Consider the following 22,523-nt stretch of genomic DNA (forward strand, 5'->3'; position numbering starts at 1 on the left):
AGTAGCAAATTACTTGAAAATTCGCTACTTTCTTTGCACATTTATATAATTCAACTTTCTTATTAATTGATTTTCACTAACTTCAAAATAAAAATAATGATTCCGTCCATCTTTGGAATTTTCTTTATTAAGTTTGAAGTAGTTTTTCTGATTCATAGCCATAGTTCTAAGAATATCATCAACTAGAAAAGTAAATGGTATGTCTATTGCTGAGTATTTTGGAAAATCTTCTTCAAATCGAATATAGTTATCTGAGAAATAGTCCATCTGAAATTTATTCTCATAGAGTTCTTTTCTACTCATAGACAACCTCTTCTAATAGTTGAATGTCCAGGATGACTTCCACTTCAACTAGTTGGTATCCTTCAGGTGTTTTGAGTGATATTTCCTTTACTGCAATTTCCCCCTCCTCCCCAATTAAGGCTTTTTTTGAGTTTTTTGTTTGACTATAAAGCGACCCTTTAAATTCCCAACATAAAGCTAAGAAAGTAACAATAATTTTTCTGTTCTGTTCAAGTCACTAGTTAGATCGATACGATATTTCTCTTCTCCTAGTGATGTGGTATGTTCAGATAAAAAGAAGCCCATCCACTTTTGCATACCTAAGTCTTGATATTCTCGAGCAGACTGATAGGGCAAATAGGAACGTTCAATCATTTTAAACCATCTAGTCCACCAGCAGAATGACCTCCGATTAGTTTACTTCTAGCAATGCTTCTTGATGCTGACTCAAGGGCACTGGCTTTTAAAAGCGAAGTGAACCCAAACTGATCTCGGATGCTGTCAATAGCTGATTGGAGCCTTTCTTCTTTTTCTCTTTTTTCAACATCATCAAATAAAGAAACTAGTCCAAACGATTCATCCACTAGACCTGAATAGTTGACGGCAACGTTCCTTACGGCACCTGAACTGTATTTCTGATGAAATAACTGTAAAACCACATTAGTTAGCGTGTCCGTCTGATTAGTTGATTCGATTTTTTTTTGTGTGTTGATTGATTTTTTATTTTCCTGTTTGGAATAACCTACATGAATAGAGACAACAGTTGTTTTCTTACCTGCTCGTCTAAGACGAATAGCAACCTGCTCTGCCATCTCTCGAAGCAATTCAAAATCGTGTAAGACACACAAGAGGAAGTCGTGTTACAGATATCTATTTGCACGTTACACAAAAAACAAAAGAACTAATCATTCCTGTTTTAGATTCGTTAACTATATAAGTGTAGCAAATTTGTGGAAAAACAAAGAAAAAAGGTTTATCCAAATCGGATAAACCTTTTTATATCAAGCTTTCACAAGCTTCTTAAGCTTTACCTTCTGAACCGAATACGTCGATACGTTCTTCAACTGATGCTTGGATAGCTTTTACACCGTCAGCCAAGAATTTACGTGGGTCGAAGAGTTTTTTCTTGTCGTATTCTGCTTCGTTTGCTTCATAGTCACGAGCAAATTTACGAGTTGCGTTAGCGAATGCGATTTGGCATTCAGTGTTAACGTTAACTTTCGCAACACCAAGTTTGATAGCTGCTTGGATTTGCTCATCAGGAATACCTGATCCACCGTGCAATACGATTGGGAATCCAGGAAGAGCTTCTGTCAATTTTTGCAAGTGGTCAAGGTCAAGACCTTCCCAGTTAGCTGGGTAAGGACCGTGGATGTTACCGATACCAGCTGCCAAGAAGTCGATACCAGTTTCAACCATTGCTTTAGCGTCTTCGATTGGAGCCAATTCACCTTTACCGATGATTCCGTCTTCTTCACCACCGATAGTACCAACTTCAGCTTCTACTGAGATACCTTTAGCGTGTGCTTTTTCAACAACTTCTTTAGCCAATTTAAGGTTTTCTTCAACTGGAAGGTGTGAACCGTCAAACATGATTGAAGTGTAACCAACTTCGATACACTCAAGTGCATCTTCATAGTGACCGTGGTCAAGGTGGATAGCTACTGGTACAGTGATCCCCATTGATTCAACAAGGTTAGCGATCAAGTTGCGAGCAACTTTGTAACCACCCATGTATTTAGCAGCACCCATTGAAGTTTGGATCAAAACTGGAGCTTTTTTAGCTTCTGCTGCGCGCAAGATAGCTTGAGTCCACTCAAGGTTGTTTGTGTTAAATCCACCAACTGCATAACCGTTGTCACGAGCTGCTTGGACAAATTTTTCTGCTGAAACGATTGCCATTTTATCAGGCCTCCTGTATATTTTTATGGGACTTCCCATTTACATTGTTCATTTTATCACTTTTTGACAAAAAAATCTAGTTTTTCCCGCAGTTTCGATTGAATTTCTTCTAGCTTCATCTATGTAAACCCTTTCTATCCCTAGTCTTGGGCGACTTTTGGAAAAGCTATAAAGAAGGTTAAACGATTCTCCTGCACCTCGAAACGATAGGATAATTTTTCATGTTCTAATAGACTCTTGACCACAAAGAGTCCCATCCCAGACCCCTTAGCCTTGCGACTAGCATTGTCAGAAAAAGACTGGGCTAGTTTTTCTTGTTCTTCTGGACTGCAGCTATTTTCTATAAAAAGTTCCCCTTCTCTTTCTCCAATGCGAACTAAGCCACCTAGAACAGAGTGCTTAATGGCATTGCTAATGAGATTAGATAGTATCAACTTCATAACTGATGGGTTTAGATAAGCCTGCTGATGGGTCAAACTATTGTCTATCTGGAGATCTCTTTCCTTGGCTAGCAAGACATAATCCTTAACCAGATTTTGCGTCATCTCGTGTAAGTCAATTTCTTCCCTATCATCTCGCAACTCCTGCACAGACGAGAGAGAAAGTATCTGGAAAACGTGGTGATTGAGCTCATCCACAATTCCCAACGCAACTCCCAGATAGTGGTCTCTGTCCTTATAACGACCGACATTTTCTTTCATATTTTCGATTAGGATTTTCAAACTAGCCAGAGGTGTTTTCAATTCATGAGAAGCTCCTCGTAGGAACTCGACTTTCATCTTCTCCAGCTGGAGAATGGCTTCATTCTTGTCATGTAAGTCTGCAATAACAGTCAAAAGGTGCTGGTAGAGGCTATTGATTTGTTCCTTGAGATCACCAATTTCATCCTTAGAATCCACGCGCAAACGCACTTGGGCATCCAGCTCCATCATCCGACGAGTTACTCGCTTGATTTCCAAAATCGGAGCAACAATGGTCCGAGCATAGATGTAGGCAACCAAAAGGGAAATCAGAAAGGATGCCAGCAAGGTGTAGGGGAGAAATTGGAGACTGATTTGCTCCGCTTCCTTTTGCAAATCCACGGAAGCTAAAAATTGCAGAGTCATGGTACTACCATCTTGCGTTTTCACCTCGCGCTCCTCGATAAAGAGAGAGGTTGTCTGGCGGTCTGTATCCAGAGGAAAACTGTCCTTGACTTCTAACTTGTCCTCGGTCATCTCGTCCTTGACAGCCCCCTTGATATCACTAGTCTGGGAATATAGGTCTAACACTTGCTCAATACTCTGCCTATCCTTACCTTCTAGGGACTGGGCAATGGCTGTCGCTTTCTGGCCAATGGTTTCCTGACGATGACTCAGATAAGTCGAAGGAAAAAGAAAATAAATGGCTAAATGAAGACAGATGACCAGAACACTAAAAATCGAGAAGGTGTAGATAAATATCTTTGTAAATAAACCTGTTCGTTTCATTTTCGCTCCAATTTATAACCAACATTACGCACAGTGAGGATACAATCCAAGTCTAGCTTTTTCCGCAGTTCCTTGATGTAAACATCAATAACACGGTCAAAAGGCACCTCATCTGTCACCTTCCAGACAGCATCGATTATCTGAGATCGAGTCAAGGCCCGTCCTTCATTTTTCACCAGATAGTCCAAAATTTCTAACTCTTTAGCATTGATAGCCACTTCCTCGCCCGCTAGGCTGGCACTGTAGCTCTCAAAGTCCACCTTGGCATCCTTATAGGAGAAGACTCGTCCCGTATCATAATAGCGCTTGAAAATCGCGTCCACCCTTACTTTTAAGAGGGAGAGGGAGAAGGGCTTTTCCAGATAGCCATCTGCTAGCGAAGCAAAGGCACTCATCTTGTATTCTTCATCCTGAAAGGCAGTCAACATCAAGACAGGAACCTGACTGGTTTTACGAATCTCAGCTAGAACTTCCAGGCCATTGAGCTTGGGCATCTGGATATCCAGTAAAACCAAGGCTACTTCATAGCTGGAAAATTTTTCTAAGGCTTCTTGCCCATCTGCAGCCTCAATGGTCTCATAACCACAATCTGTCAAATAGTCACTGATTCCCTCACGGATCATCTCTTCATCTTCTACAATTAAAATTTTCATAGAAAAACGTTTCACATTCCTTTAAATTTCTTGTAAATTATCCCAGTTTCATCCAGATAAACAGAGGACTTATCAAGATGAAATAGATAAAAATGCTACCTATATTATACCCCATTTAGGAGAGAATAGGTAGCAAGTTTGTTATTCACTATCCAGCAGAAGCTCTTTTGGTTGTTTTCTAAGGAGATTGCTTGAAGCAAGCGCCATAACGAGAACCACTAGAACCAAGGCAAGGACAAAGACGATGATAAAGTCTGATGTCTGAATAGAAATGTCTAGGCTCGACAAAGTCTTGCTAAAGCCATCTACTTCTGCACCACCACCAAGGTTAGAGGCTTGAGCAGCCTTGCTGGCTTGCTTGGCAACACCTGAAGTGACGTTGGCAAGAACAGTATTTCCGATTGCACGCGCTGTGTAAGTAGCTAAGAAGTATGCAGAAACAAGAGCAGGGATAGCAATCAAGATGGATTCAATGATGAATTGACCCAAGATACTTGCCTGCTTGAGACCAATAGAGAGGAGGATTCCCACCTCCTTGCGACGGGCATTGATCCAAAGGCTGAGCAAGAGGGCAAGGAGAAGGACTGAGAAGCTTAAGCTACCCCAGAAGAGGAGGTTGGCCATCTTGTACATACCAGAGATGGATTGCTCAAGAGCTGGGTAGTTAGAGGAGCTCTTAACAAGTGTATAGCTCTTCCAGTTGATACCACTGATGCCATTCAACTCTTTCATAACATCATCCAAGTTCTTGTCCGCTGTTACAAAGAAGGTTGCATCCCCATAAATAGCTGTGTCTTCTGTGTATCCATAAAGTTTTGCAGCAGTGTGAATGTCTGTGATAGCTGTATTTTCATAGAGTTCTTGTGAGTAGGTTACTGCTGACTTATTATGACCATCAAAGAGTCCCTTGATTGTCACTTCGACTGTTTCCTTGGCACCTTTTTCATTGTCTGCATCGTAGATATTAGAGTCTAGTTTGACCTTGTCCCCTACTTTCCAGCCGTGTTTGGCTGCCAAGTCCTTGTGCAGGAGGATCTTGTCCTTGTCGTCGTTGTTTAAGTGCTCACCTTCGACCAACTTATAAGAACCAGAGACAAACTTGTCTTCTTTAGAGGAGTCATTGACACCTGTAATCATCAAGCTACTTCCAAAATGTTTAGCACGGTCAGGTGTCAGATTTTTCTTGGTATCTGGTGTTTCGATGAGTTCATAGCCAGTCAAATCTCCGATAGCGTTGATGCGTTTCACATAAGACTCAATAGCCTTGTTTTCGGTGATTTTTTTGATATCTTCACCTTTAATATTCCCAGCACCACGTGGCGTTCCTTGATTGACGCGACGATTGATTTGCATGGAGAAGCTGTTAGTGATATTTTTAAAGGTCTCCTGAGAAGCCTTGGCAGTAGCTCCCTTGATCGACAAGCCGACCAAACTCAAGCTCGCCATGAGGAGAATAATCAGGAAGATGACGATCGATTTGAAAAACTTCCTTGTAACATAGGCAAATGCGTTGTGTAACATAGGTTCCCTTTCTAGATTTTGTTCTATTTTATAGTTCTAAGAGAAAAAGCTCGTATTATTTCGTAGTATTGCGAGTTTCAGTTAGTTTCTTATCTTTCAACTCAAGTGTAATATCTGACGCTTGTGCCACTTCTTTGCTGTGAGTTACGACGATGACACATTTACCTGTTTTCTGGGCAAGTGATTTGAGCAGTTCGATAATATCTCCAGCAGTTTTAGGGTCTAGATTTCCTGTTGGCTCATCAGCTAGAATAACTGGAGCTTCTGATACCAAACTACGAGCAATGGCAACACGTTGCTGTTGACCACCTGATAACTGGAGAACATTCCGCTTGATCTGACTTTCATCTAAACCAAGCTCAAGCAGTGTATCCTTGCTTGCCTTTTTGTTGACCAAGCGGATATTTTCCAGTGGAGAAAGATAATCTATCAAATTATAATTTTGAAATACCAAGGAAATATGATGCATGCGATGGTAAGAATAGCCCTTCTTACGAATATCCTCTCCTTGAAAAAGGATAGAACCTTCAACAGGACTATCTAGACCAGCAAGTAGGGACAAGAGTGTGGATTTTCCTGCTCCTGACTCACCAATAATACTGTAAAATTTCCCGGGTTCAAAATTATAATTGATCTGATATAGGACTGCTTCAGCAGTGTTCTTATAACGATAGGTAACATCTTGTAATTGTAATAAAGTCATGATTTCTCCTTCTTAACTAATAGATGATAAAATTTCTTTCGGCGATTTTCTAAATAAGAATAGGAAACAAAGAGCTACAGATAAGCAACTAAGCAGAACTAGAAAAACATAGGATTCTGCAAAAGATAGGATACTAGTTGATAAACTGCTTGCTTTAGCTAGCGTGTCTTGTAGGGCTGCCTGGTCTCCACTTGCTAGTAGGGTTTGGAGTAGGTAAGTTGTGATTGTGTTTCCTGCAACAAATGCTGGAAGCAAAGCTCCGAGAGATACCAAAACTACCTCTAAACAGAATTGTAGGAAAATCGAGCTCTTGTCTTTTCCAAGTGCCAGTAAAATTCCCACTTCGTAGACCCTTTCTCTCAACCAGAGAGACAAAACCAGAATTAAGGCCCCTGCTCCTGCTATCAACATCCCATAAAGGAAGATGGTCAGAAAGGTTTGGAAAGTAGCAACTGAGTCTTTGATTTGTTCAAAAGCCTTGTTTTCCTTTTCGACTTGATAACCTTGATTTTCCAAAGACAAATTTTCTACCTGCTTCATGAGTTCGTCCATTTCCTTAGGATTTTCTACATAGAAACGAGCTGCACTGACTAGAGGTTCACCATTACCCAGAAGGCTTTGGCTACTTTCATAGTCTGTAAAGACCTGGTTTTCACTGAAGTCGGAAGACAAGCCTGTAAATTTCTCTTGTTTTTTACCAGAGAAGATGCCGACAATTTCAAACTCAACTGTTTGTCCTTTGCCAGCTTCTGACTGTCCAGCATCTAAACGAATCTTGTCATGAAGCGAAAGACCGTTCTTCTTAGCCAACTCTTCGTGGATGATGATTTTCTTTGAATCCCCTTTTTGAAGGTGTCGCCCTTCTTTTAAGTTGAAAGCCGAGCTGGTGAAGGTCACATCCTTGGATGAATCCTCAAGAGCAGTTAAGCTAACCAAGTTCTTGTCCGCAGCTGACAAATCATCACGCTCCACGCTCTGCTCGCCACTCACCGCTTCCTTGTCTTTTAGTTTTGCGACCGTCTCGAGTTCAGGAGAAACATTTTCCAGTCCCTTAATCTTGCTTACAGATGCTAACTCTGATAACTTGAAAGTCTGACCATTTTCTATCTTCTTAATAGAAAAAGATGTGTTGAGTGATTTGTAAAGATTGGTTTCAACTGTTTTGTTGGACTTCATCAAAGTCAAACAGGCTGAAATTCCAGCCAATAGGACCAATAAAATCAGAAATAAAATAAAACTTCTCAGTCGTTTTCTGCTGACATAGGCCCAAGCTCTTTGGATTGGATTCATTTGTCACCTCCATATTTGTAAGACTATTATAAAATCCAAATATGAAATGTTTATGAAATACAAAAAAAGAGCAAAAATTTTTTGCTCTACTTGAATTAGATGAAAACAAAAGAGCTAGCTTAAGCTAACTCTTATCCTATGCGGAGAGAGGGACTTGAACCCTCACGACCTAAAGCGGTCACAGGATCCTTAGTCCTGCGCGTCTGCCAATTCCGCCATCCCCGCGTCGATTACTTTACTAGTATATCAACTTTTAGGATGCTTGTCAACACTTTTTTTCAATTTTTTTCATTTCATCAACCAAATTACTCAGAAATTTCATTTAGATTTTCATCTACTAACTTAGCTCCAAGTGTATTTTTAAAATGTCCAAGGGCAAATTGGTGATTTTCAGGCCAGATGGAAGCAACAGCTGGTTTAACAATCTCGATGTCATATCCTAGATTATAGGCATCTATAGCTGTATGCAGGACACAGATATCCGTCAAGACTCCTGTTAAGATAACTGTAGAAATTCGACGCTCTCTCAAGCGGATATCCAGGTCAGTCCCTGAAAAAGCAGAGTAATGGCGTTTATCCATCCAAAAGACACGACTGTCTGAACCATGCTCTTGATAAAATGTCCCCAAATCTCCGTATAAATTCCGTCCACTAGTCCCAATCAAATTGTGAGGAGGAAACAGCTTGCTTTCTGGATGAAAACAATCGTTTTCTTCATGAGCATCAATGGTAAAGAAGATGTAGTCTCCTCGTTCAAAAGCTAATCGAGTCACTTTGCTAATGGCTTCTGAAATTGCCTGAGCTGAAGCACCTGCTGTCAGCTTCCCACTATCAGCAACAAAATCTTCTGTATAATCAATCGAAATCAAAGCCTTAGTCATTAGTAATCTCTTTTCTTCACTTCTTCAAAAATATCTGAAATCAAGACCTTAAGATAGGTTCCCTTCATTCCAAGTGAGCGACTTTCAATAATCCCTGCAGACTCAAGTTTACGAAGGGCATTGACAATCACAGAGCGAGTGATTCCGATACGATCTGCAATCACTGATGCAGTCAACTGCCCTTCATTTCCATTTAATTCCCCTAAAATTGCTGAAACAGCACGAAGTTCGGAGTAAGACAGAGTATTAACCGCCATGGTAACAGCAGTACGGCGACGGATATTTTTCTCATCTTCTTCACGTTGGAAATTAAGGAGTTGAATCCCAACCACGGTACTCGCAATCTCAACAAGAATCAAATCCTCGTCTTCGAATTTTTTATCATTGCGCCAAATAATCAAAGAACCAAGTCGAATCCCTGATACATGAATCGGTGCAATAGTCGTCAAACCATCTGGAAAGTCGGCACGACTTTCCACAGGAAAAATACTTAAATCATGATCAACTGTCAGATTGGCTTCTGTATCGTAGATCATGTTCGCACCTTGAATGTAGTCATCTGGGAAAATCTTAGTTTGGAAGAATTGCTCTACACGATCTGTATTGGTTTTGTAACGCATGAAATAACCAAGGAGACGTCCCTTGCTATTGACGATACAGGCGTTACAATCAATAATATCTGCCAATTGACGGGTAATCGCATTGTAGGGAAGTTCTTCCTGCAACTGCTCCTCTGAGCGCTTCAGGATAGAAGTAATTTTTCTAGTTTTTTCTAATAAATGTGCCATTTTTCACCTCGAATTTAATCGCTATCATTATAACATAAACAGCTTGAATTTTCAATTATTATCTGAAAATTGCTTATTTAATTGCAATTTTAAAAAACAAGAATATTTTTAATTAAATTGCTTCTTTTCTATTGACAAGCCCCCTATTTTTGTGTATCATAATATTATAAGAAGATAATATATCTATTTTATTTATCTTTCTTTTCCATTCGGTCTCCTTATATAAAAAAGCGATTCATTTTGAACCGCTTTTTCTTATTTATCGCCCTTGTTACGAATCACAAAGCCTGTTTGCTTTTCACTTGAAGTATTGCGTGGTTTTTTATTATCCTTACGGTAACGTTTTTCCTTATCAAAACGATCATTGCCACGACTTCCTTTTTTGAAATCATCACGACGACCACCACGACGGTTGTCTCCACGGCGATTATCACGACGGTCATCTCCACGACGACCTCCCTTACCTTTACCACCGAAGCCATTACCTGATGGTTTAAATGGCAGTGGTTTTTCACGTGCAATCTCCACTTCAGGAAGACTATCTGGGTCTTGAACAGTCAGACTCAAGATATACATTGCCAATTCTTCTGGAGTAAATTCGGCAGCTAGCTTACGAGCATCCTTACCAAATTTCTCAAAATTGGCACGGATAGTCTCATCTGCAAAATCACGCTCGATTTTCTTAAGAGCTACGTGTTTTTTTGCTTGGAAGGCTTCTTCTGCACTTGCAGGTTTAAGACCTTTCATGCGTTTTTTGGTTAAGTTTTCAATGATTTGGAGGTAGCCCATTTCATTTGGTGATACGAAAGTAATAGACTGACCTGACTTGCCAGCACGACCTGTACGACCGATACGGTGAACATAACTTTCAGGATCTTGTGGAATATCGTAGTTATAGACATGGGTCACACCTGAAATATCCAAGCCACGCGCCGCAACGTCTGTCGCAACCAAAACATCAAGATTGCCATTTTTAAAGTCACGAAGGACACGAAGACGTTTGTTTTGGTCTAGGTCTCCATGAATTCCTTCTGCACGGAAGCCACGGATTTTCAGTCCACGAGTCAATTCATCCACACGACGTTTTGTACGACCAAATACGATAGCAAGTTCTGGCTGTTCCACATCCATAAGACGGGTCATAGTATCAAATTTTTCTTGTTCCTTAACACGGATATAGTACTGGTCAACCAATTCTGTTGTCAATTCCTTAGCCGCAATCTTGACATGCTCAGGCTCTTTCATAAACTGAACACCAATACGTTTGATAGCATCCGGCATTGTTGCTGAGAAAAGTAAGGTTTGACGGCTTTCAGGGACACGGGAGATGATCGCTTCAATGTCTTCAAGGAAGCCCATGTTGAGCATTTCATCCGCTTCGTCAAGGATAAGGGTTTCAATGTCTTGTAATTTCAAGGCCTTGCGTTTAATCAAGTCCAAGAGACGACCAGGTGTTCCCACCACGATATGGGCACCAGATTTTAGAGCCTTAATTTGTTTTTCAATGCTTGATCCGCCATATACTGAACGGACTTTGACTCCCTTGCTACGACCAAAACGGAAGAGTTCTTCTTGACTTTGGACAGCAAGTTCACGTGTTGGAGCGATAACCAAAGCTTGAATGGTCGCTTCTTCTGTACGGATTTTTTCAAGGGTTGGCAAGCCAAAGGCTGCAGTTTTTCCTGTACCAGTCTGAGCTTGACCGATAACGTCCTTGCCTTCAAGGGCCAAGGGAATAGTTTGCTCTTGGATCGGACTGGCTTCTACAAAACCAGCTTTTTCAATCTCTGCTAGCAAATCAGCAGACAAGTTTAATTCATTAAATTTCACGTTATTCTTCTTTCTAAAGGTGGTGCGAAGCCACCCTATAGGGCTTAGTTTATACTTTTCTTTTTATGACGTATTTTCATATACTGGATATAAAATCGTGTTGCTTCTTTTCCACAAAAGAAAAGTACTGTTTTCTTTGCAACCTATCTAGTATAACACAAGACCAGAGCAAAAGATAGTTAAATCCGTCGATAAAGTCATGTAAACGATTTTTCTGAGAAAGTAAGGCTGTAATTTCCACTATTTCATAAACTTTTTTAAAGCGTAGCAGAATTGTGCAAAAGTTTTTTTCTTGTGCTAGAATGAAATTCGAATAGGAGGAACTCTAAATGTTAACTTATGATTTAATCGTTATCGGATTTGGTAAAGCTGGTAAAACACTAGCTGGTAAATTGGCTTCAGCTGGCAAAAAAGTTGCCCTCATTGAACGTAGCAAAGCCATGTACGGTGGAACTTGTATCAACATTGGTTGTATCCCAACTAAGACTTTGCTAGTTGCTGCTGAAAAAGACTTGTCTTTTGAAGAAGTCATTGCTACCAAAAACACTATCACTGGTCGCCTCAACGGTAAAAACTATGCGACTGTTGCTGGTACAGGCGTAGATATCTTTGATGCGGAAGCTCACTTCCTTTCAAATAAAGTCATCGAAATCCAAGCTGGTGATGAAAAGAAAGAACTGACTGCTGAAACAATCGTCATCAACACTGGTGCTGTTTCAAACGTCTTGCCAATCCCTGGACTTGCTACAAGCAAAAACGTCTTTGACTCAACAGGTATCCAAAACTTGGACAAATTGCCTAAAAAACTTGGTGTTCTTGGTGGCGGAAATATCGGTCTTGAATTTGCTGGCCTTTACAATAAACTAGGAAGCAAGGTTACAGTCCTAGATGCCTTGGATACTTTCCTACCTCGTGCAGAACCTTCCATCGCAGCTCTTGCTAAACAATACATGGAAGAAGACGGTATTGAATTGCTTCAAAACATCCGTACTACTGAAATCAAAAACGACGGTGACCAAGTGCTCGTCGTGACTGAAAACGAAACTTACCGTTTCGACGCCCTTCTTTACGCAACTGGACGCAAACCAAATGTAGAACCACTTCAACTTGAAAATACAGATATTGAACTAACTGAACGTGGCGCTATTAAAGTAGACAAACATTGTCAAACAAACGTTCCTGGTGTCTTTGCAGTTGGAGATGTCAACGGTGGCCTTCAATTTACTTACATTTCACTTGATGACTTCCGTGTTGTTTACAGCTACCTTGCTGGAGATGGCAGCTACACACTTGAAGATCGTCTCAATGTACCAAACACCATGTTTATCACACCTGCCCTTTCACAAGTTGGTTTGACTGAAAGCCAAGCAGCTGATTTGAAACTTCCATACGCCGTTAAGGAAATCCCTGTTGCAGCAATGCCTCGTGGTCACGTAAACGGAGACCTTCGCGGAGCTTTCAAAGCTGTTGTTAATACTGAAACAAAAGAAATTCTTGGAGCAAGCATCTTCTCAGAAGGATCTCAAGAAATCATCAACATCATCACTGTTGCTATGGACAACAAGATTCCTTACACTTACTTCACAAAACAAATTTTCACTCACCCAACCTTGGCTGAGAACTTGAATGACTTGTTTGCGATTTAAGTTGAGATTTAATCATATCGAACAGCTCTCCTTGGGCTGTTTTTATTTCTGCGAAATCTCAAATCTGTCTTTTCCTTCTTTTATGATATAATAGAAACATGAAATTAAAAACTACTTTGGGCCTTCTTGCCGGGCGTTCTTCCCACTTCATTTTAAGCCGTCTTGGCCGAGGGAGTACGCTTCCAGGAAAAGTCGCCCTTCAATTTGATAAAGATATTTTACAAAACCTAGCTAAGAACTACGAGATTGTCGTGATCACTGGAACCAACGGAAAAACCTTGACAACTGCCCTCACTGTCGGCATTTTAAAAGAGGTTTATGGTCAAGTTCTGACCAATCCAAGCGGTGCCAACATGATTACAGGGATTGCGACAACTTTCCTGACTGCCAAATCTTCTAAAACTGGAAAAAACATTGCAGTATTAGAAATCGACGAGGCCAGTCTATCTCGTATCTGTGACTATATCCAGCCAAGCTTATTTGTCATCACCAATATCTTCCGTGACCAGATGGACCGCTATGGTGAGATTTACACAACTTACAAGATGATTTTGGATGCTATTCGTAAAGTGCCTACGGCTACTGTTCTCCTTAATGGAGACAGTCCACTTTTCTACAAGCCAGCTATTCCAAATCCTGTACAGTATTTTGGTTTTGACTTAGAAAAAGGACCCGCTCGAGAAGCTCACTACAATACAGAAGGAATTCTCTGCCCTGACTGCCAAGGCATCCTCAAATATGAGCACAATACCTATGCAAACTTGGGTGCCTATATCTGTGAAGGCTGTGGATGTAAACGTCCTGATCTCGACTATCGCTTGACAGAACTAGTTGAGTTGACCAACAATCGCTCTCGCTTTGTCATTGACGGACAAGAATACGGTATTCAAATCGGTGGACTCTACAATATCTACAACGCCCTAGCAGCGGTTGCCATCGCCCGTTTCCTCGGCGCAGATTCACAACTCATCAAGCAAGGATTTGATAAGAGCCGTGCTGTCTTTGGACGCCAAGAAACCTTCCATATCGGTGACAAGGAATGCACCCTTGTTTTGATTAAAAATCCTGTCGGTGCAACTCAGGCGATTGAAATGATTAAGCTAGCTCCTTATCCATTTAGCCTATCTGTTCTCCTAAATGCCAACTATGCAGATGGAATTGATACCAGCTGGATCTGGGATGCTGATTTTGAACAAATCACTGAGATGGATATTCCAGAAATTAACGCTGGCGGTGTTCGTCATTCTGAAATCGCACGTCGCCTCCGAGTGACAGGCTATCCAGCTGAGAAAATCACTGAAATAAGTAGTCTGGAACAAGTTCTTAAGACCATTGAAAACCAAGACTGCAAGCATGCTTATATTCTGGCAACTTATACTGCTATGCTTGAATTCCGCGAACTGCTGGCTAGTCGTCAGATTGTTAGAAAGGAGATGAACTAATGGTTTATACTTCACTTTCCTCAAAAACTGGCAATTACCCTTATCAGCTCAACATTGCCCACCTCTATGGAAACCTCATGAATACATACGGGGACAATGGAAACATCCTCATGCTCAAGTATGTGGCTGAAAAGCTGGGAGCCCATGTGACGGTTGACATCGTTTCTCTCCATGATGACTTTGATGAAAACCACTATGACATCGCCTTTTTCGGTGGAGGTCAAGACTTTGAACAAAGTATCATCGCAGACGATCTACCTGCTAAAAAAGAGAGCATTGACAACTACATCCAAAACGACGGTGTGGTTCTTGCTATCTGCGGTGGTTTCCAACTATTGGGCCAATATTATGTTGAGGCTTCAGGAAAACGTATCGAAGGGCTAGGGGTCATGGGGCACTACACCCTCAACCAGACCAATAACCGCTTTATCGGTGACATCAAGATTCATAATGAAGATTTCGATGAAACCTACTATGGCTTTGAAAATCACCAAGGCCGTACTTTCCTTTCTGATGACCAAAAACCGCTGGGACAAGTGGTTTATGGAAATGGAAACAACGAAGAAAAGATCGGCGAAGGGGTTCATTATAAGAATGTCTTTGGTTCCTACTTCCACGGACCTATCCTCTCTCGTAATGCTAATCTGGCCTATCGCCTAGTCACTACTGCTCTCAAGAAAAAGTACGGACAGGACATCCAACTCCCTGCCTATGAGGACATCCTCAGTCAAGAAATCGCTGAAGAATACAGTGATGTGAAAAGCAAGGCTGACTTTTCTTAAACCAAAGAAAACCATATCAAAGAACTCCGCTATCGTTTCGGAGTTCTTTTTGCCTGTTCTTTTACCCTTCTCCCTTGCATTTTCTCTCTTTTTTTGCCAAAATAGAGGGGTAGAAAGAAGGTAGCATATGTCTAAATTACAACAAATCGTAACATATCTTGAATCAGAAAAACTAGACGTCGCTGTCGTATCTGACCCCGTCACTATCAATTACCTCACTGGCTTTTACAGTGATCCCCATGAACGCCAAATGTTCCTTTTTGTTCTAGCAGATCAGGAACCTCTCCTCTTTGTCCCAGCCCTTGAAGTGGAACGTGCGAGTAGCACCGTTTCCTTCCCAGTTGTCGGCTATGTGGATTCTGAAAACCCATGGCAAAAAATGAAACATGCTCTTCCACAGCACGACTTCAAACGCGTTGCTGTTGAGTTTGACAATCTCATTTTGACCAAATACCATGGCTTGAAAACAGTCTTTGAAACTGCTGGGTTTGAAAACCTCACTCCTCGTATCCAACGCATGCGCCTCATCAAATCAGCTGACGAGGTGCAAAAAATGATGGTTGCAGGTCTCTATGCTGACAAGGCTGTTCATGTTGGTTTTGACAATATTTCTCTTGATAAGACGGAGACAGATATCATTGCACAAATCGACTTTGCTATGAAACGTGAAGGTTATGAAATGAGCTTTGATACCATGGTCTTAACTGGTGACAATGCTGCAAATCCACACGGTATCCCAGCAGCTAACAAGGTGGAAAATGATGCTCTTCTCCTCTTTGACCTTGGTGTCCTCGTCAATGGCTACGCGTCAGATATGACGCGTACAGTCGCTGTCGGCAAACCAGACCAATTCAAGAAAGATATCTACAACTTGACTCTTGAAGCCCAACAAGCTGCACTTGACTTTATCAAGCCAGGTGTAACTGCCCATGAAGTGGACCGCGCCGCTCGCGAAGTCATCGAAAAAGCTGGTTACGGCGAGTACTTCAACCACCGTCTCGGTCACGGTATCGGTATGGATGTTCACGAATTCCCATCTATCATGGAAGGAAACGACATGGTCATCGAAGAAGGCATGTGCTTCTCTGTTGAACCAGGTATCTATATCCCTAGTAAAGTTGGTGTCCGTATCGAAGACTGCGGTGTTGTTACTAAGGATGGATTTGACCTCTTTACAAGCACCAGCAAAGATTTACTTTATTTTGATTAAACTTAGAGACAAGCAAAAAGTCAGCTCAAATTGTGGATTATGTTGTTTTTGCGGAACAATCTGGTTTATTAGATTTTCTCCAAAATAAAGTGAACCGTTCTTTAGTTGATTATGTTTATGGTGTAGAGGCTGGTTTGGATAGTAACGCTCGTAAAAATCGTAGTGGCACAATAATGGAAGGTATCTTAAAACGACACGTTGCAAAAATAGCTCAAAAACAAGGACTTAAATGGAAAGCTCAAGCAACTGCCTCATTTATTAAATCAAATTGGGGTATTGAGGTGCTAGTAGATAAATCAGAACGGCGCTTTGATGTAGCTGTTTATTCTAGGGAACGTCATAAAGTTTGGCTCATTGAAACGAACTACTATGGTGGCAGTGGAAGTAAACTTAAAGCGGTTGCTGGTGAATTTACTAAACTTAATCAGTTTATTAAAGAATTAAAAGATGACATTGAGTTTATCTGGGTGACAGATGGACAAGGTTGGAAAACTACTCACTTACCACTCTCCGAAGCATTTGAACACATTCAAAATGTTTTTAATTTGAATATGCTTAAAAATAACTTTATGCGTGAGCTTTTAAAATAATTCGCGATAGTTCAAACTAACATTCAAAGGTCAGGTAAATATTATGGAAAAACATTATGCAAGATATTATAAATGCGCATTGCAAGTAAACCCATATTCTTATTCAAAGTTTAGAGGAAAAACTATTATTGATGAAGAAGAGTATAACAAAAAGATACTTGAGGAGTGTTTAAAAAATGGAATAAAAGTAGTTGGCCTTGCAGACCATGGTAGTATCGACTCTTCTACAAGCCTTCGAACCTATCTGTCTGAAAATGGTATTTTAACTTTACCAGGGTTTGAAATTTCTTCGGCTGAAAAAATTCATATGGTTTGTTTATTCTCACCTGAATTCGATAATTCAAGACTAAATAGGATTTTAGGTCAACTAGGCTTGCCTACAGATATTAAAAATGGAACTGAATCTAGCAATCTTTCATGTTTAGAAATTGCTAAAAAAGTTCAAGATAATGATGGTTTCTGGTATGCAGCCCATATTACAGGTGACAATGGCATACTTAAAATTGGGAAAATGAATCATATATGGAAAAATGAACTTCTTTCTGTTGCACAAATTCCGAATAGCATAGAAAATATTGACCCAAATTATAAAAATATAATTCAAAATACGGATACAAATTATAAACGAAATAAACCTATTGCATATATCAACTCATCAGATATAGAATCGCCTGAAGATTTGTCTAAGCCTGTGGCTAGTGTACTTGTTAAAATGTCAGAGTTATCTTTTCAAGCATTTAAAATGGCATTTAAAGATTCGGAATCTAGGATAAAATTAAACAGTACTGAAAAAAAATGCTATAAGAGCACTATTGACGAAATTTCTATATCTGGGGGATACCTAGATGGCTTAGCTGTTGCATTTTCTGATGAAGTTTCTACTATAATAGGAGGTAGAGGAACTGGTAAATCTACATTAATAAATCTAATTATTTATTGTTTGGATAAATATCATTACACAAAAGAATTTGAAAAATACATAGACTCCTTTGCCGAGTCGAATCTTGGAACTGGTGGCGAAGTTAAGTTAACGATTACTTCATACTCGCAAAATGGACAGCAATTTAATATTAGCAGGAGATATAAACAAAATATTACTATTAGAAATGAAAACGGAGAAATATCTGATTTATCTATTGATGAAATATTGCCTAATTTAGAAGTGTATGCTCAAAACGAATTAATTGAAGTTATAAAATCCAAAAAAAGAATTACCGAATCGGTCAAAAGATTAATTTGTATAGATTCAAAGATACTTAACAAAAGAAAAAAAGCATATGAATCTCTTAATGAAAATACACGGGAGCTTCTAAGAGTTTCAAATAATCTAGAAAAATTAGAAAAAGATACTAGTGATTTACCTGCGAAACAATCACAATTAAGACACTATAATTCTATAACAGGGTTAGAGGAAAAGATTGCTCCTATAACTAAAATTACCGCTATAGACTCTAAAATATCTATACTATCTGATGCTATCTGTGATCATGTAATTACAGATAATGAGATTGTAATAGAATCAATAATTAATGAAGGAGACAGAAAAGAAAATGATGATTTAACAAATCTCATTAACTCTATAGATGAATATAATCGAGAAAGTCAAATAATATTCAAACAACAAGAAAAGATATTTTCATCTCTAAAAGAAAAGGTTTCAAAAACAAAAGAGTCGTGGGGGAAATATAAGCAAAATGAAGAAATAAAATTCAAGAAAATATTCAAAGACATTCCAGAAGTACAAGATAAAAATAGTAAAGAAGTGCTCGAAGAATATCGTAGCCTGCTGAAAGAAATTAATGATTCAAAACCTATTCTATTGAAAATTGAAGCAACTAAAGAAGAGTTGGAGAAGTTAAAGAAAGTTAGAAAAGAACTTTTAGAGAATTGCAAAGAGGCTAATATAGAATATATTAACGCAGTATCTAAACGAATTAAAAAGCTGGATAAATCCAATCTAGGCAAATTAGTTAAAATAGAAATCGATTGCCTACAAAATAAAGAATCTTTGTTGGAGGAACTCAAAAAAATTGAAGGAATTGGCGATAAATCAATTCAATCTATTAGTGATTACAAAAATTTTGACATGATTACTTTTATCGAGAATATTCGAAAAGGGCCGGTTGAGTTGGCTAAAGAATATAACTTAACTAGTAACACATCGCAGAAAGTTTGTAGATTAACTAATGAACAATGTTGGAAATTAGAAGAGCTCATTCTAGGTGATATTACTAATATTTCTCTCAAAGTTGGAGATAAATTCAAATCTATGGATAATTTATCAAAAGGTCAGCAGTGTACGGCCCTCTTAAATATTCTATTAGTCGAAAATAGGGATCCTTTAATTATTGATCAACCCGAGGATAATCTTGATAATGCCTATATTGCAGATAGCTTAGTTGCCTCAATTAGGAATAATAAAACAAATCGTCAATATATTTTTGCTACTCATAATGCCAACATTCCTGTCTTTGGTGATGCAGAACTAATTATTGGACTTGTTGAAGAAGATGGACAAGGCAAAATTAATGGACATGCTATCGGATCGATTGATAACAAACAAGTTATGAATCAAGTTGTGAATATTCTTGAAGGTGGTGAAACTGCTTTTAAGATTCGGAAGGAAAAATACCAGTTTTAGTTAATAGATCTTATTTAGGTGATTGCTTTAAAAAGTGACTGATAACTAATAATAAAAACTCATAGGAAATTTATTATAAAACTTTTCCTATTTTAGTAAATTCCAAATAAAGTTCATCCTAAAAAAAATATATATCAACAAAAAAGGACAGTATATTATCAACTGTCCTTTTAAGATTTTGCTATAAATTTTATAAGGTGAGTGAACTCAGATTATTTAGACTGCTGAGTATCAAGCTACCTATAGCTGACTTTTTATTTTATTTTCTTGACACTCTGAAAAACTACAAACCCTACAATCATCCCTACCATATTTTGCATGAAATTTGGTAAAATTTCTGGTAGAGCTGCTGACCAGCCATTCATCAAAGTAGAACCCAAGGCGTAACCCCCTACCATGACAATAGTTGCCAAGATAAGGCCTAGCCACTGAGTCTTGCCTTTAAATCCTGCGAAAAATCCCTGCAAGCCATGGTTGATCAAGCTAAAGAACATCCATTGAGGGTAGCCTGATAAGAAGTCAATCAAGAAACCTGCTAGTCCTCCGACTACAGCCCCTTCACGACTACCAAAGTAAAAGGCCGCAAAGAAGATACCCACATCTAAAAAAGTTAGAATACCTGTCGGTGTTTGAATTTTTAAGAAATAACCTAGAACTACCGAAAGGGCCGTTAAGAGGGATACAAGGGCAATTTTAGTTGTTTTGGTTTGCTTCATATTGTCTTACTCCATACTGATCTGCTTGTGCGATGGCACGGTAAACGAAAGCCTTAGAGCTTTCTACTGCTGCTAAAAGTTCATCACCTTTAACCAAGTGACTGGCAATGCTAGAAGCAAAGGTACAACCTGCACCAGCATTTTGCCCTTGAATGACGGGATTTTCTAGGACTGTAAATTTTTGTCCGTCATAAAAGACATCTACAGCCTTGTCCTGACTAAGTCGATTGCCTCCCTTGATAATGACTGCTGGCGCTCCTAAGTCATGCAATTTCTGCGCTGCAGCTTTCATGTCTTCCAAGGTTTTGATTTCCTGACCAGCCAATAATTCTGCTTCAGGAAGATTAGGCGTAATCACACTGACATGAGGGAAAAAGCGAATCAACTCTTGGCAGAGTTCACTAACAGCCACATCGTGCGTTTCCTTGCAGACCAAGACAGGATCCAGAACCACAGGCACTCCTGGGCGTTGCTTGATAAAGTCCAATGCTTTCTCAGCCACACTGACAGTTGGTAGAAGACCAATCTTAATCCCTGCAAACTCCACATCACGCAAGCTATCTAATTCATGTTGAAAAATGGTATCGTCAGTTGGAAAGACTTCAAATCCTTTTTCTGTCAAGGCTGTCAAACAAGTCACTGCTACAAAACCATGCAAGCCGTTCAAGGTATAGGTAGACAAATCCGCGGACAAACCACCACCACTAAAAATATCATTTCCCGAAAGTGCTAAAATACGATTATTCTTCATAACGAATCTCCTTTAAATATAAACCATTTGGTGCTGCAGTGGGACCTGCAAGCTGCCTGTCCTTTTTCTCCAAGATGAGGTCAATCTGCTCTACTGGCATGCGGTTATTGCCGATTTTGAGCAGTGTCCCCACCATATTCCGGATTTGCTTATACAAGAAACCATTTCCTGAAAAGGTAAAGGTCAAAAACTGACCTGTTTCATCAACTGTTAAACTAGCTTCTGTGATGGTGCGAACCTTATCCTCTACACTAGTCCCAGAGGCTGTAAAGCCGGTGAAATTATGAGTACCTTCTAATTTATTGACAGCCTCCTGCATCCGTTCCACATCGAGTGGATAGGGAAAGTGAGTGGCATAGTGACGGCGCATAGGATTCTTGGGACGGCCCCTATCCACGATAAACTCATAGGTCTTACTGTGCTTAGCATAACGGCAATGAAAATCATCCGCCACAAGCTCAATCGAAATCACATCAATATCTTCAGGAGACTGGGTGTCCAAAGCAAAACGGAGCTTCTCCTCATCCATTTGATAAGGCAAGTCAAAATGAATGACCTGTCCCAGAGCATGAACCCCACTATCTGTCCTACCAGCACCGTGAACAGTAATAGCTTGCCCTTTATTTAACCTGGTCAAGGTTTTTTCAATTTCTTCCTGAACACTACGCGCATGAGGCTGGCGCTGAAAACCAGCAAAGGCGTAACCATCATAGGAAATAGTTGCTTTATATCTCGTCATAACTTCTATTGTATCAAGAAAATAAGCTGTAAACAAGGTTCTAAAACAAATATTGTCTGGGTACAAAAATCCAAAAAAGAAAAACTTAGGAAACCAATCCTAAGCTCTCTTTTGAAGTAGGTACATGACAAAGATAGAGGTTACAATTAACCAAGATCCTAAGATAGCAAAGACCAACATCCCATTGTGAGTTAGTAAGCCAATCGCACCTAGAACAAATGGGGTCGTAAAGGCTCCGAAACTACAGCCTAAAACTGCAAATGAAGTTGCTTGATTGAGGAGTTTAGCTGGAATTCGTTCAGAGACCAGTTGAAAGACCGTCGTCAAGGCTACACTGTAGGCAAAACCAGCAAGAATGCTTCCTGCCACTACCACCCACAAGGATGGAGACAAGGCAATCACAATTTGCCCTAAGCCAAAGGTAATACCTGACCATAGGAGCAATTTCTCTTTAAAGATAGAAATCAAGAAAGAAAAACTAACACCAGCCACAATCCCGATCAACTGCATGACACTAAGAACAAAACTAGATAACTGGGCATCTCCAAGTCCTCTTTCCACCATCAAACTTGGAATACGAATAGTAATAGCCGTATTGGTACAAACTACAACTGCCGCTTCAATAGCTAGGATAAAAATCAAGCCCTTCATTTCCCGAGTTAAGCGACTTGCTTCCTTTGTTTTTTT

General features: G+C 39.7%; 19 protein-coding genes, 1 tRNA gene and 3 pseudogenes. 6 read left to right on the top strand and 17 right to left on the bottom strand.

Going from position 1 to position 22,523, the window contains the following annotated elements; translation table 11 throughout:
* Window positions 1–24: 24 nt before the first annotated feature.
* The 13 genes and pseudogenes from HMPREF2701_RS09510 to HMPREF2701_RS09570 all read right to left on the bottom strand — a co-directional run bounded on the left by HMPREF2701_RS09510 (window position 25) and on the right by HMPREF2701_RS09570 (window position 11,319).
* On the bottom strand, window positions 25–303 hold the full coding sequence (locus tag HMPREF2701_RS09510; RefSeq protein ID WP_061589870.1) for a DUF5960 family protein: 279 nt from the start codon (window positions 301–303) through the stop codon (window positions 25–27).
* A pseudogene (locus tag HMPREF2701_RS09515) lies at window positions 296–657 on the bottom strand (hypothetical protein). The gene HMPREF2701_RS09510 and the pseudogene HMPREF2701_RS09515 overlap by 8 nt, the downstream one beginning before the upstream one ends.
* Window positions 654–1,106 (bottom strand): annotated as a pseudogene (locus tag HMPREF2701_RS09520) (DNA polymerase); the annotation flags it as partial. The pseudogenes HMPREF2701_RS09520 and HMPREF2701_RS09515, both read right to left, overlap by 4 nt.
* A gap of 196 nt (window positions 1,107–1,302) precedes the next feature.
* Window positions 1,303–2,184 (bottom strand): class II fructose-bisphosphate aldolase, encoded by an 882-nt coding sequence (locus HMPREF2701_RS09525; RefSeq protein WP_001019001.1) that lies wholly within the window; start codon window positions 2,182–2,184, stop codon window positions 1,303–1,305.
* 140 nt (window positions 2,185–2,324) lie between these two features.
* Window positions 2,325–3,653, bottom strand: coding sequence for a sensor histidine kinase VncS (gene vncS, locus HMPREF2701_RS09530; protein ID WP_061589872.1), 1,329 nt, complete (start codon window positions 3,651–3,653; stop codon window positions 2,325–2,327).
* A complete protein-coding gene (vncR, locus tag HMPREF2701_RS09535; RefSeq protein WP_061589873.1) occupies window positions 3,650–4,306 on the bottom strand; it encodes a response regulator transcription factor VncR in 657 nt (218 codons plus the stop codon). The genes vncS and vncR overlap by 4 nt, the downstream gene beginning before the upstream one ends.
* A gap of 141 nt (window positions 4,307–4,447) precedes the next feature.
* Entirely contained in the window at window positions 4,448–5,827 is a 1,380-nt protein-coding gene (gene vex3, locus HMPREF2701_RS09540) for an ABC transporter permease subunit Vex3 (protein ID WP_061589874.1), read from the bottom strand.
* A gap of 55 nt (window positions 5,828–5,882) precedes the next feature.
* The gene (gene vex2, locus HMPREF2701_RS09545) at window positions 5,883–6,530 is read right to left on the bottom strand and encodes an ABC transporter ATP-binding subunit Vex2 (protein WP_023946252.1); all 648 of its coding nucleotides are present in this window, start codon (window positions 6,528–6,530) and stop codon (window positions 5,883–5,885) included.
* 12 nt (window positions 6,531–6,542) lie between these two features.
* On the bottom strand, window positions 6,543–7,820 hold the full coding sequence (locus HMPREF2701_RS09550; protein ID WP_070482867.1) for an ABC transporter permease: 1,278 nt from the start codon (window positions 7,818–7,820) through the stop codon (window positions 6,543–6,545).
* A 139-nt stretch (window positions 7,821–7,959) separates the two neighbouring features.
* Window positions 7,960–8,045 (bottom strand) — tRNA-Leu (locus HMPREF2701_RS09555).
* 80 nt (window positions 8,046–8,125) lie between these two features.
* Window positions 8,126–8,701 (bottom strand): cysteine hydrolase family protein, encoded by a 576-nt coding sequence (locus HMPREF2701_RS09560; RefSeq protein ID WP_070482870.1) that lies wholly within the window; start codon window positions 8,699–8,701, stop codon window positions 8,126–8,128.
* A complete protein-coding gene (gene codY, locus HMPREF2701_RS09565) occupies window positions 8,701–9,489 on the bottom strand; it encodes a GTP-sensing pleiotropic transcriptional regulator CodY (protein ID WP_000940738.1) in 789 nt (262 codons plus the stop codon). Before codY ends, HMPREF2701_RS09560 begins: the two co-directional genes overlap by 1 nt.
* 255 nt (window positions 9,490–9,744) lie before the next feature.
* A complete protein-coding gene (locus HMPREF2701_RS09570) occupies window positions 9,745–11,319 on the bottom strand; it encodes a degradosome RNA helicase CshA (RefSeq protein WP_061589876.1) in 1,575 nt (524 codons plus the stop codon).
* 329 nt (window positions 11,320–11,648) lie between these two features.
* Between HMPREF2701_RS09570 and HMPREF2701_RS09575 the strand changes: the two genes are divergently transcribed.
* The 6 genes and pseudogenes from HMPREF2701_RS09575 to HMPREF2701_RS09600 all read left to right on the top strand — a co-directional run bounded on the left by HMPREF2701_RS09575 (window position 11,649) and on the right by HMPREF2701_RS09600 (window position 19,630).
* Window positions 11,649–12,965, top strand: coding sequence for an FAD-containing oxidoreductase (locus tag HMPREF2701_RS09575; RefSeq protein WP_049510658.1), 1,317 nt, complete (start codon window positions 11,649–11,651; stop codon window positions 12,963–12,965).
* A gap of 98 nt (window positions 12,966–13,063) precedes the next feature.
* Window positions 13,064–14,407, top strand: a complete 1,344-nt coding sequence (murT, locus tag HMPREF2701_RS09580) for a lipid II isoglutaminyl synthase subunit MurT (protein WP_049510659.1) — start codon at window positions 13,064–13,066, stop codon at window positions 14,405–14,407.
* Window positions 14,407–15,189, top strand: coding sequence for a lipid II isoglutaminyl synthase subunit GatD (gene gatD / locus HMPREF2701_RS09585; RefSeq protein WP_049492357.1), 783 nt, complete (start codon window positions 14,407–14,409; stop codon window positions 15,187–15,189). The genes murT and gatD overlap by 1 nt, the downstream gene beginning before the upstream one ends.
* A gap of 127 nt (window positions 15,190–15,316) precedes the next feature.
* Window positions 15,317–16,399, top strand: coding sequence for a M24 family metallopeptidase (locus tag HMPREF2701_RS09590; protein ID WP_049510660.1), 1,083 nt, complete (start codon window positions 15,317–15,319; stop codon window positions 16,397–16,399).
* Window positions 16,400–16,425: 26 nt separating this feature from the next.
* Window positions 16,426–16,989: pseudogene (locus tag HMPREF2701_RS09595) on the top strand (DpnII family type II restriction endonuclease); the annotation flags it as partial.
* A gap of 43 nt (window positions 16,990–17,032) precedes the next feature.
* Window positions 17,033–19,630 carry a TrlF family AAA-like ATPase gene (locus HMPREF2701_RS09600; RefSeq protein WP_049510662.1) on the top strand — a complete coding sequence of 866 codons (2,598 nt, stop codon included), beginning with the start codon at window positions 17,033–17,035 and terminating at the stop codon, window positions 19,628–19,630.
* 254 nt (window positions 19,631–19,884) lie between these two features.
* Here the strand turns inward: HMPREF2701_RS09600 and HMPREF2701_RS09605 are convergent, their stop codons facing one another.
* The 4 genes from HMPREF2701_RS09605 to HMPREF2701_RS09620 form a co-directional block, all read right to left on the bottom strand.
* A complete protein-coding gene (locus HMPREF2701_RS09605; protein WP_061589877.1) occupies window positions 19,885–20,346 on the bottom strand; it encodes an ECF transporter S component in 462 nt (153 codons plus the stop codon).
* Complete coding sequence (locus HMPREF2701_RS09610) at window positions 20,324–21,097, bottom strand: bifunctional hydroxymethylpyrimidine kinase/phosphomethylpyrimidine kinase (RefSeq protein ID WP_049492367.1); 774 nt, start codon at window positions 21,095–21,097, stop codon at window positions 20,324–20,326. The genes HMPREF2701_RS09605 and HMPREF2701_RS09610 overlap by 23 nt, the downstream gene beginning before the upstream one ends.
* Window positions 21,087–21,836: a tRNA pseudouridine(38-40) synthase TruA gene (truA, locus tag HMPREF2701_RS09615; protein ID WP_061589878.1), complete on the bottom strand. Its 750-nt coding sequence runs from the start codon at window positions 21,834–21,836 to the stop codon at window positions 21,087–21,089. The genes HMPREF2701_RS09610 and truA overlap by 11 nt, the downstream gene beginning before the upstream one ends.
* Window positions 21,837–21,935: 99 nt before the next feature.
* On the bottom strand, window positions 21,936–22,523 hold a 588-nt coding region (locus tag HMPREF2701_RS09620), incomplete at its 5' end, for an MFS transporter (protein ID WP_148130527.1).

The sequence above is a fragment of the Streptococcus sp. HMSC077D04 genome (genome assembly GCF_001808785.1).
Lineage (GTDB): Bacteria > Bacillota > Bacilli > Lactobacillales > Streptococcaceae > Streptococcus > Streptococcus mitis_BX.

Excerpts from the sequence above, each read along its gene's own strand:
- codY (WP_000940738.1), bottom strand. The coding sequence starts at position 9,489 with ATGGCACATTTATTAGAAAAAACTAGAAAAATTACTTCTATCCTGAAG.
- HMPREF2701_RS09610 (WP_049492367.1), bottom strand. The coding sequence starts at position 21,097 with ATGAAGAATAATCGTATTTTAGCACTTTCGGGAAATGATATTTTTAGT.
- HMPREF2701_RS09560 (WP_070482870.1), bottom strand. The coding sequence starts at position 8,701 with ATGACTAAGGCTTTGATTTCGATTGATTATACAGAAGATTTTGTTGCT.
- truA (WP_061589878.1), bottom strand. The coding sequence starts at position 21,836 with ATGACGAGATATAAAGCAACTATTTCCTATGATGGTTACGCCTTTGCT.
- HMPREF2701_RS09550 (WP_070482867.1), bottom strand. The coding sequence starts at position 7,820 with ATGAATCCAATCCAAAGAGCTTGGGCCTATGTCAGCAGAAAACGACTG.
- HMPREF2701_RS09510 (WP_061589870.1), bottom strand. The coding sequence starts at position 303 with ATGAGTAGAAAAGAACTCTATGAGAATAAATTTCAGATGGACTATTTC.
- HMPREF2701_RS09525 (WP_001019001.1), bottom strand. The coding sequence starts at position 2,184 with ATGGCAATCGTTTCAGCAGAAAAATTTGTCCAAGCAGCTCGTGACAAC.
- vex2 (WP_023946252.1), bottom strand. The coding sequence starts at position 6,530 with ATGACTTTATTACAATTACAAGATGTTACCTATCGTTATAAGAACACT.
- gatD (WP_049492357.1), top strand. The coding sequence starts at position 14,407 with ATGGTTTATACTTCACTTTCCTCAAAAACTGGCAATTACCCTTATCAG.
- HMPREF2701_RS09600 (WP_049510662.1), top strand. The coding sequence starts at position 17,033 with ATGGAAAAACATTATGCAAGATATTATAAATGCGCATTGCAAGTAAAC.
- murT (WP_049510659.1), top strand. The coding sequence starts at position 13,064 with ATGAAATTAAAAACTACTTTGGGCCTTCTTGCCGGGCGTTCTTCCCAC.
- vex3 (WP_061589874.1), bottom strand. The coding sequence starts at position 5,827 with ATGTTACACAACGCATTTGCCTATGTTACAAGGAAGTTTTTCAAATCG.
- vncS (WP_061589872.1), bottom strand. The coding sequence starts at position 3,653 with ATGAAACGAACAGGTTTATTTACAAAGATATTTATCTACACCTTCTCG.
- HMPREF2701_RS09575 (WP_049510658.1), top strand. The coding sequence starts at position 11,649 with ATGTTAACTTATGATTTAATCGTTATCGGATTTGGTAAAGCTGGTAAA.
- HMPREF2701_RS09605 (WP_061589877.1), bottom strand. The coding sequence starts at position 20,346 with ATGAAGCAAACCAAAACAACTAAAATTGCCCTTGTATCCCTCTTAACG.
- HMPREF2701_RS09590 (WP_049510660.1), top strand. The coding sequence starts at position 15,317 with ATGTCTAAATTACAACAAATCGTAACATATCTTGAATCAGAAAAACTA.
- vncR (WP_061589873.1), bottom strand. The coding sequence starts at position 4,306 with ATGAAAATTTTAATTGTAGAAGATGAAGAGATGATCCGTGAGGGAATC.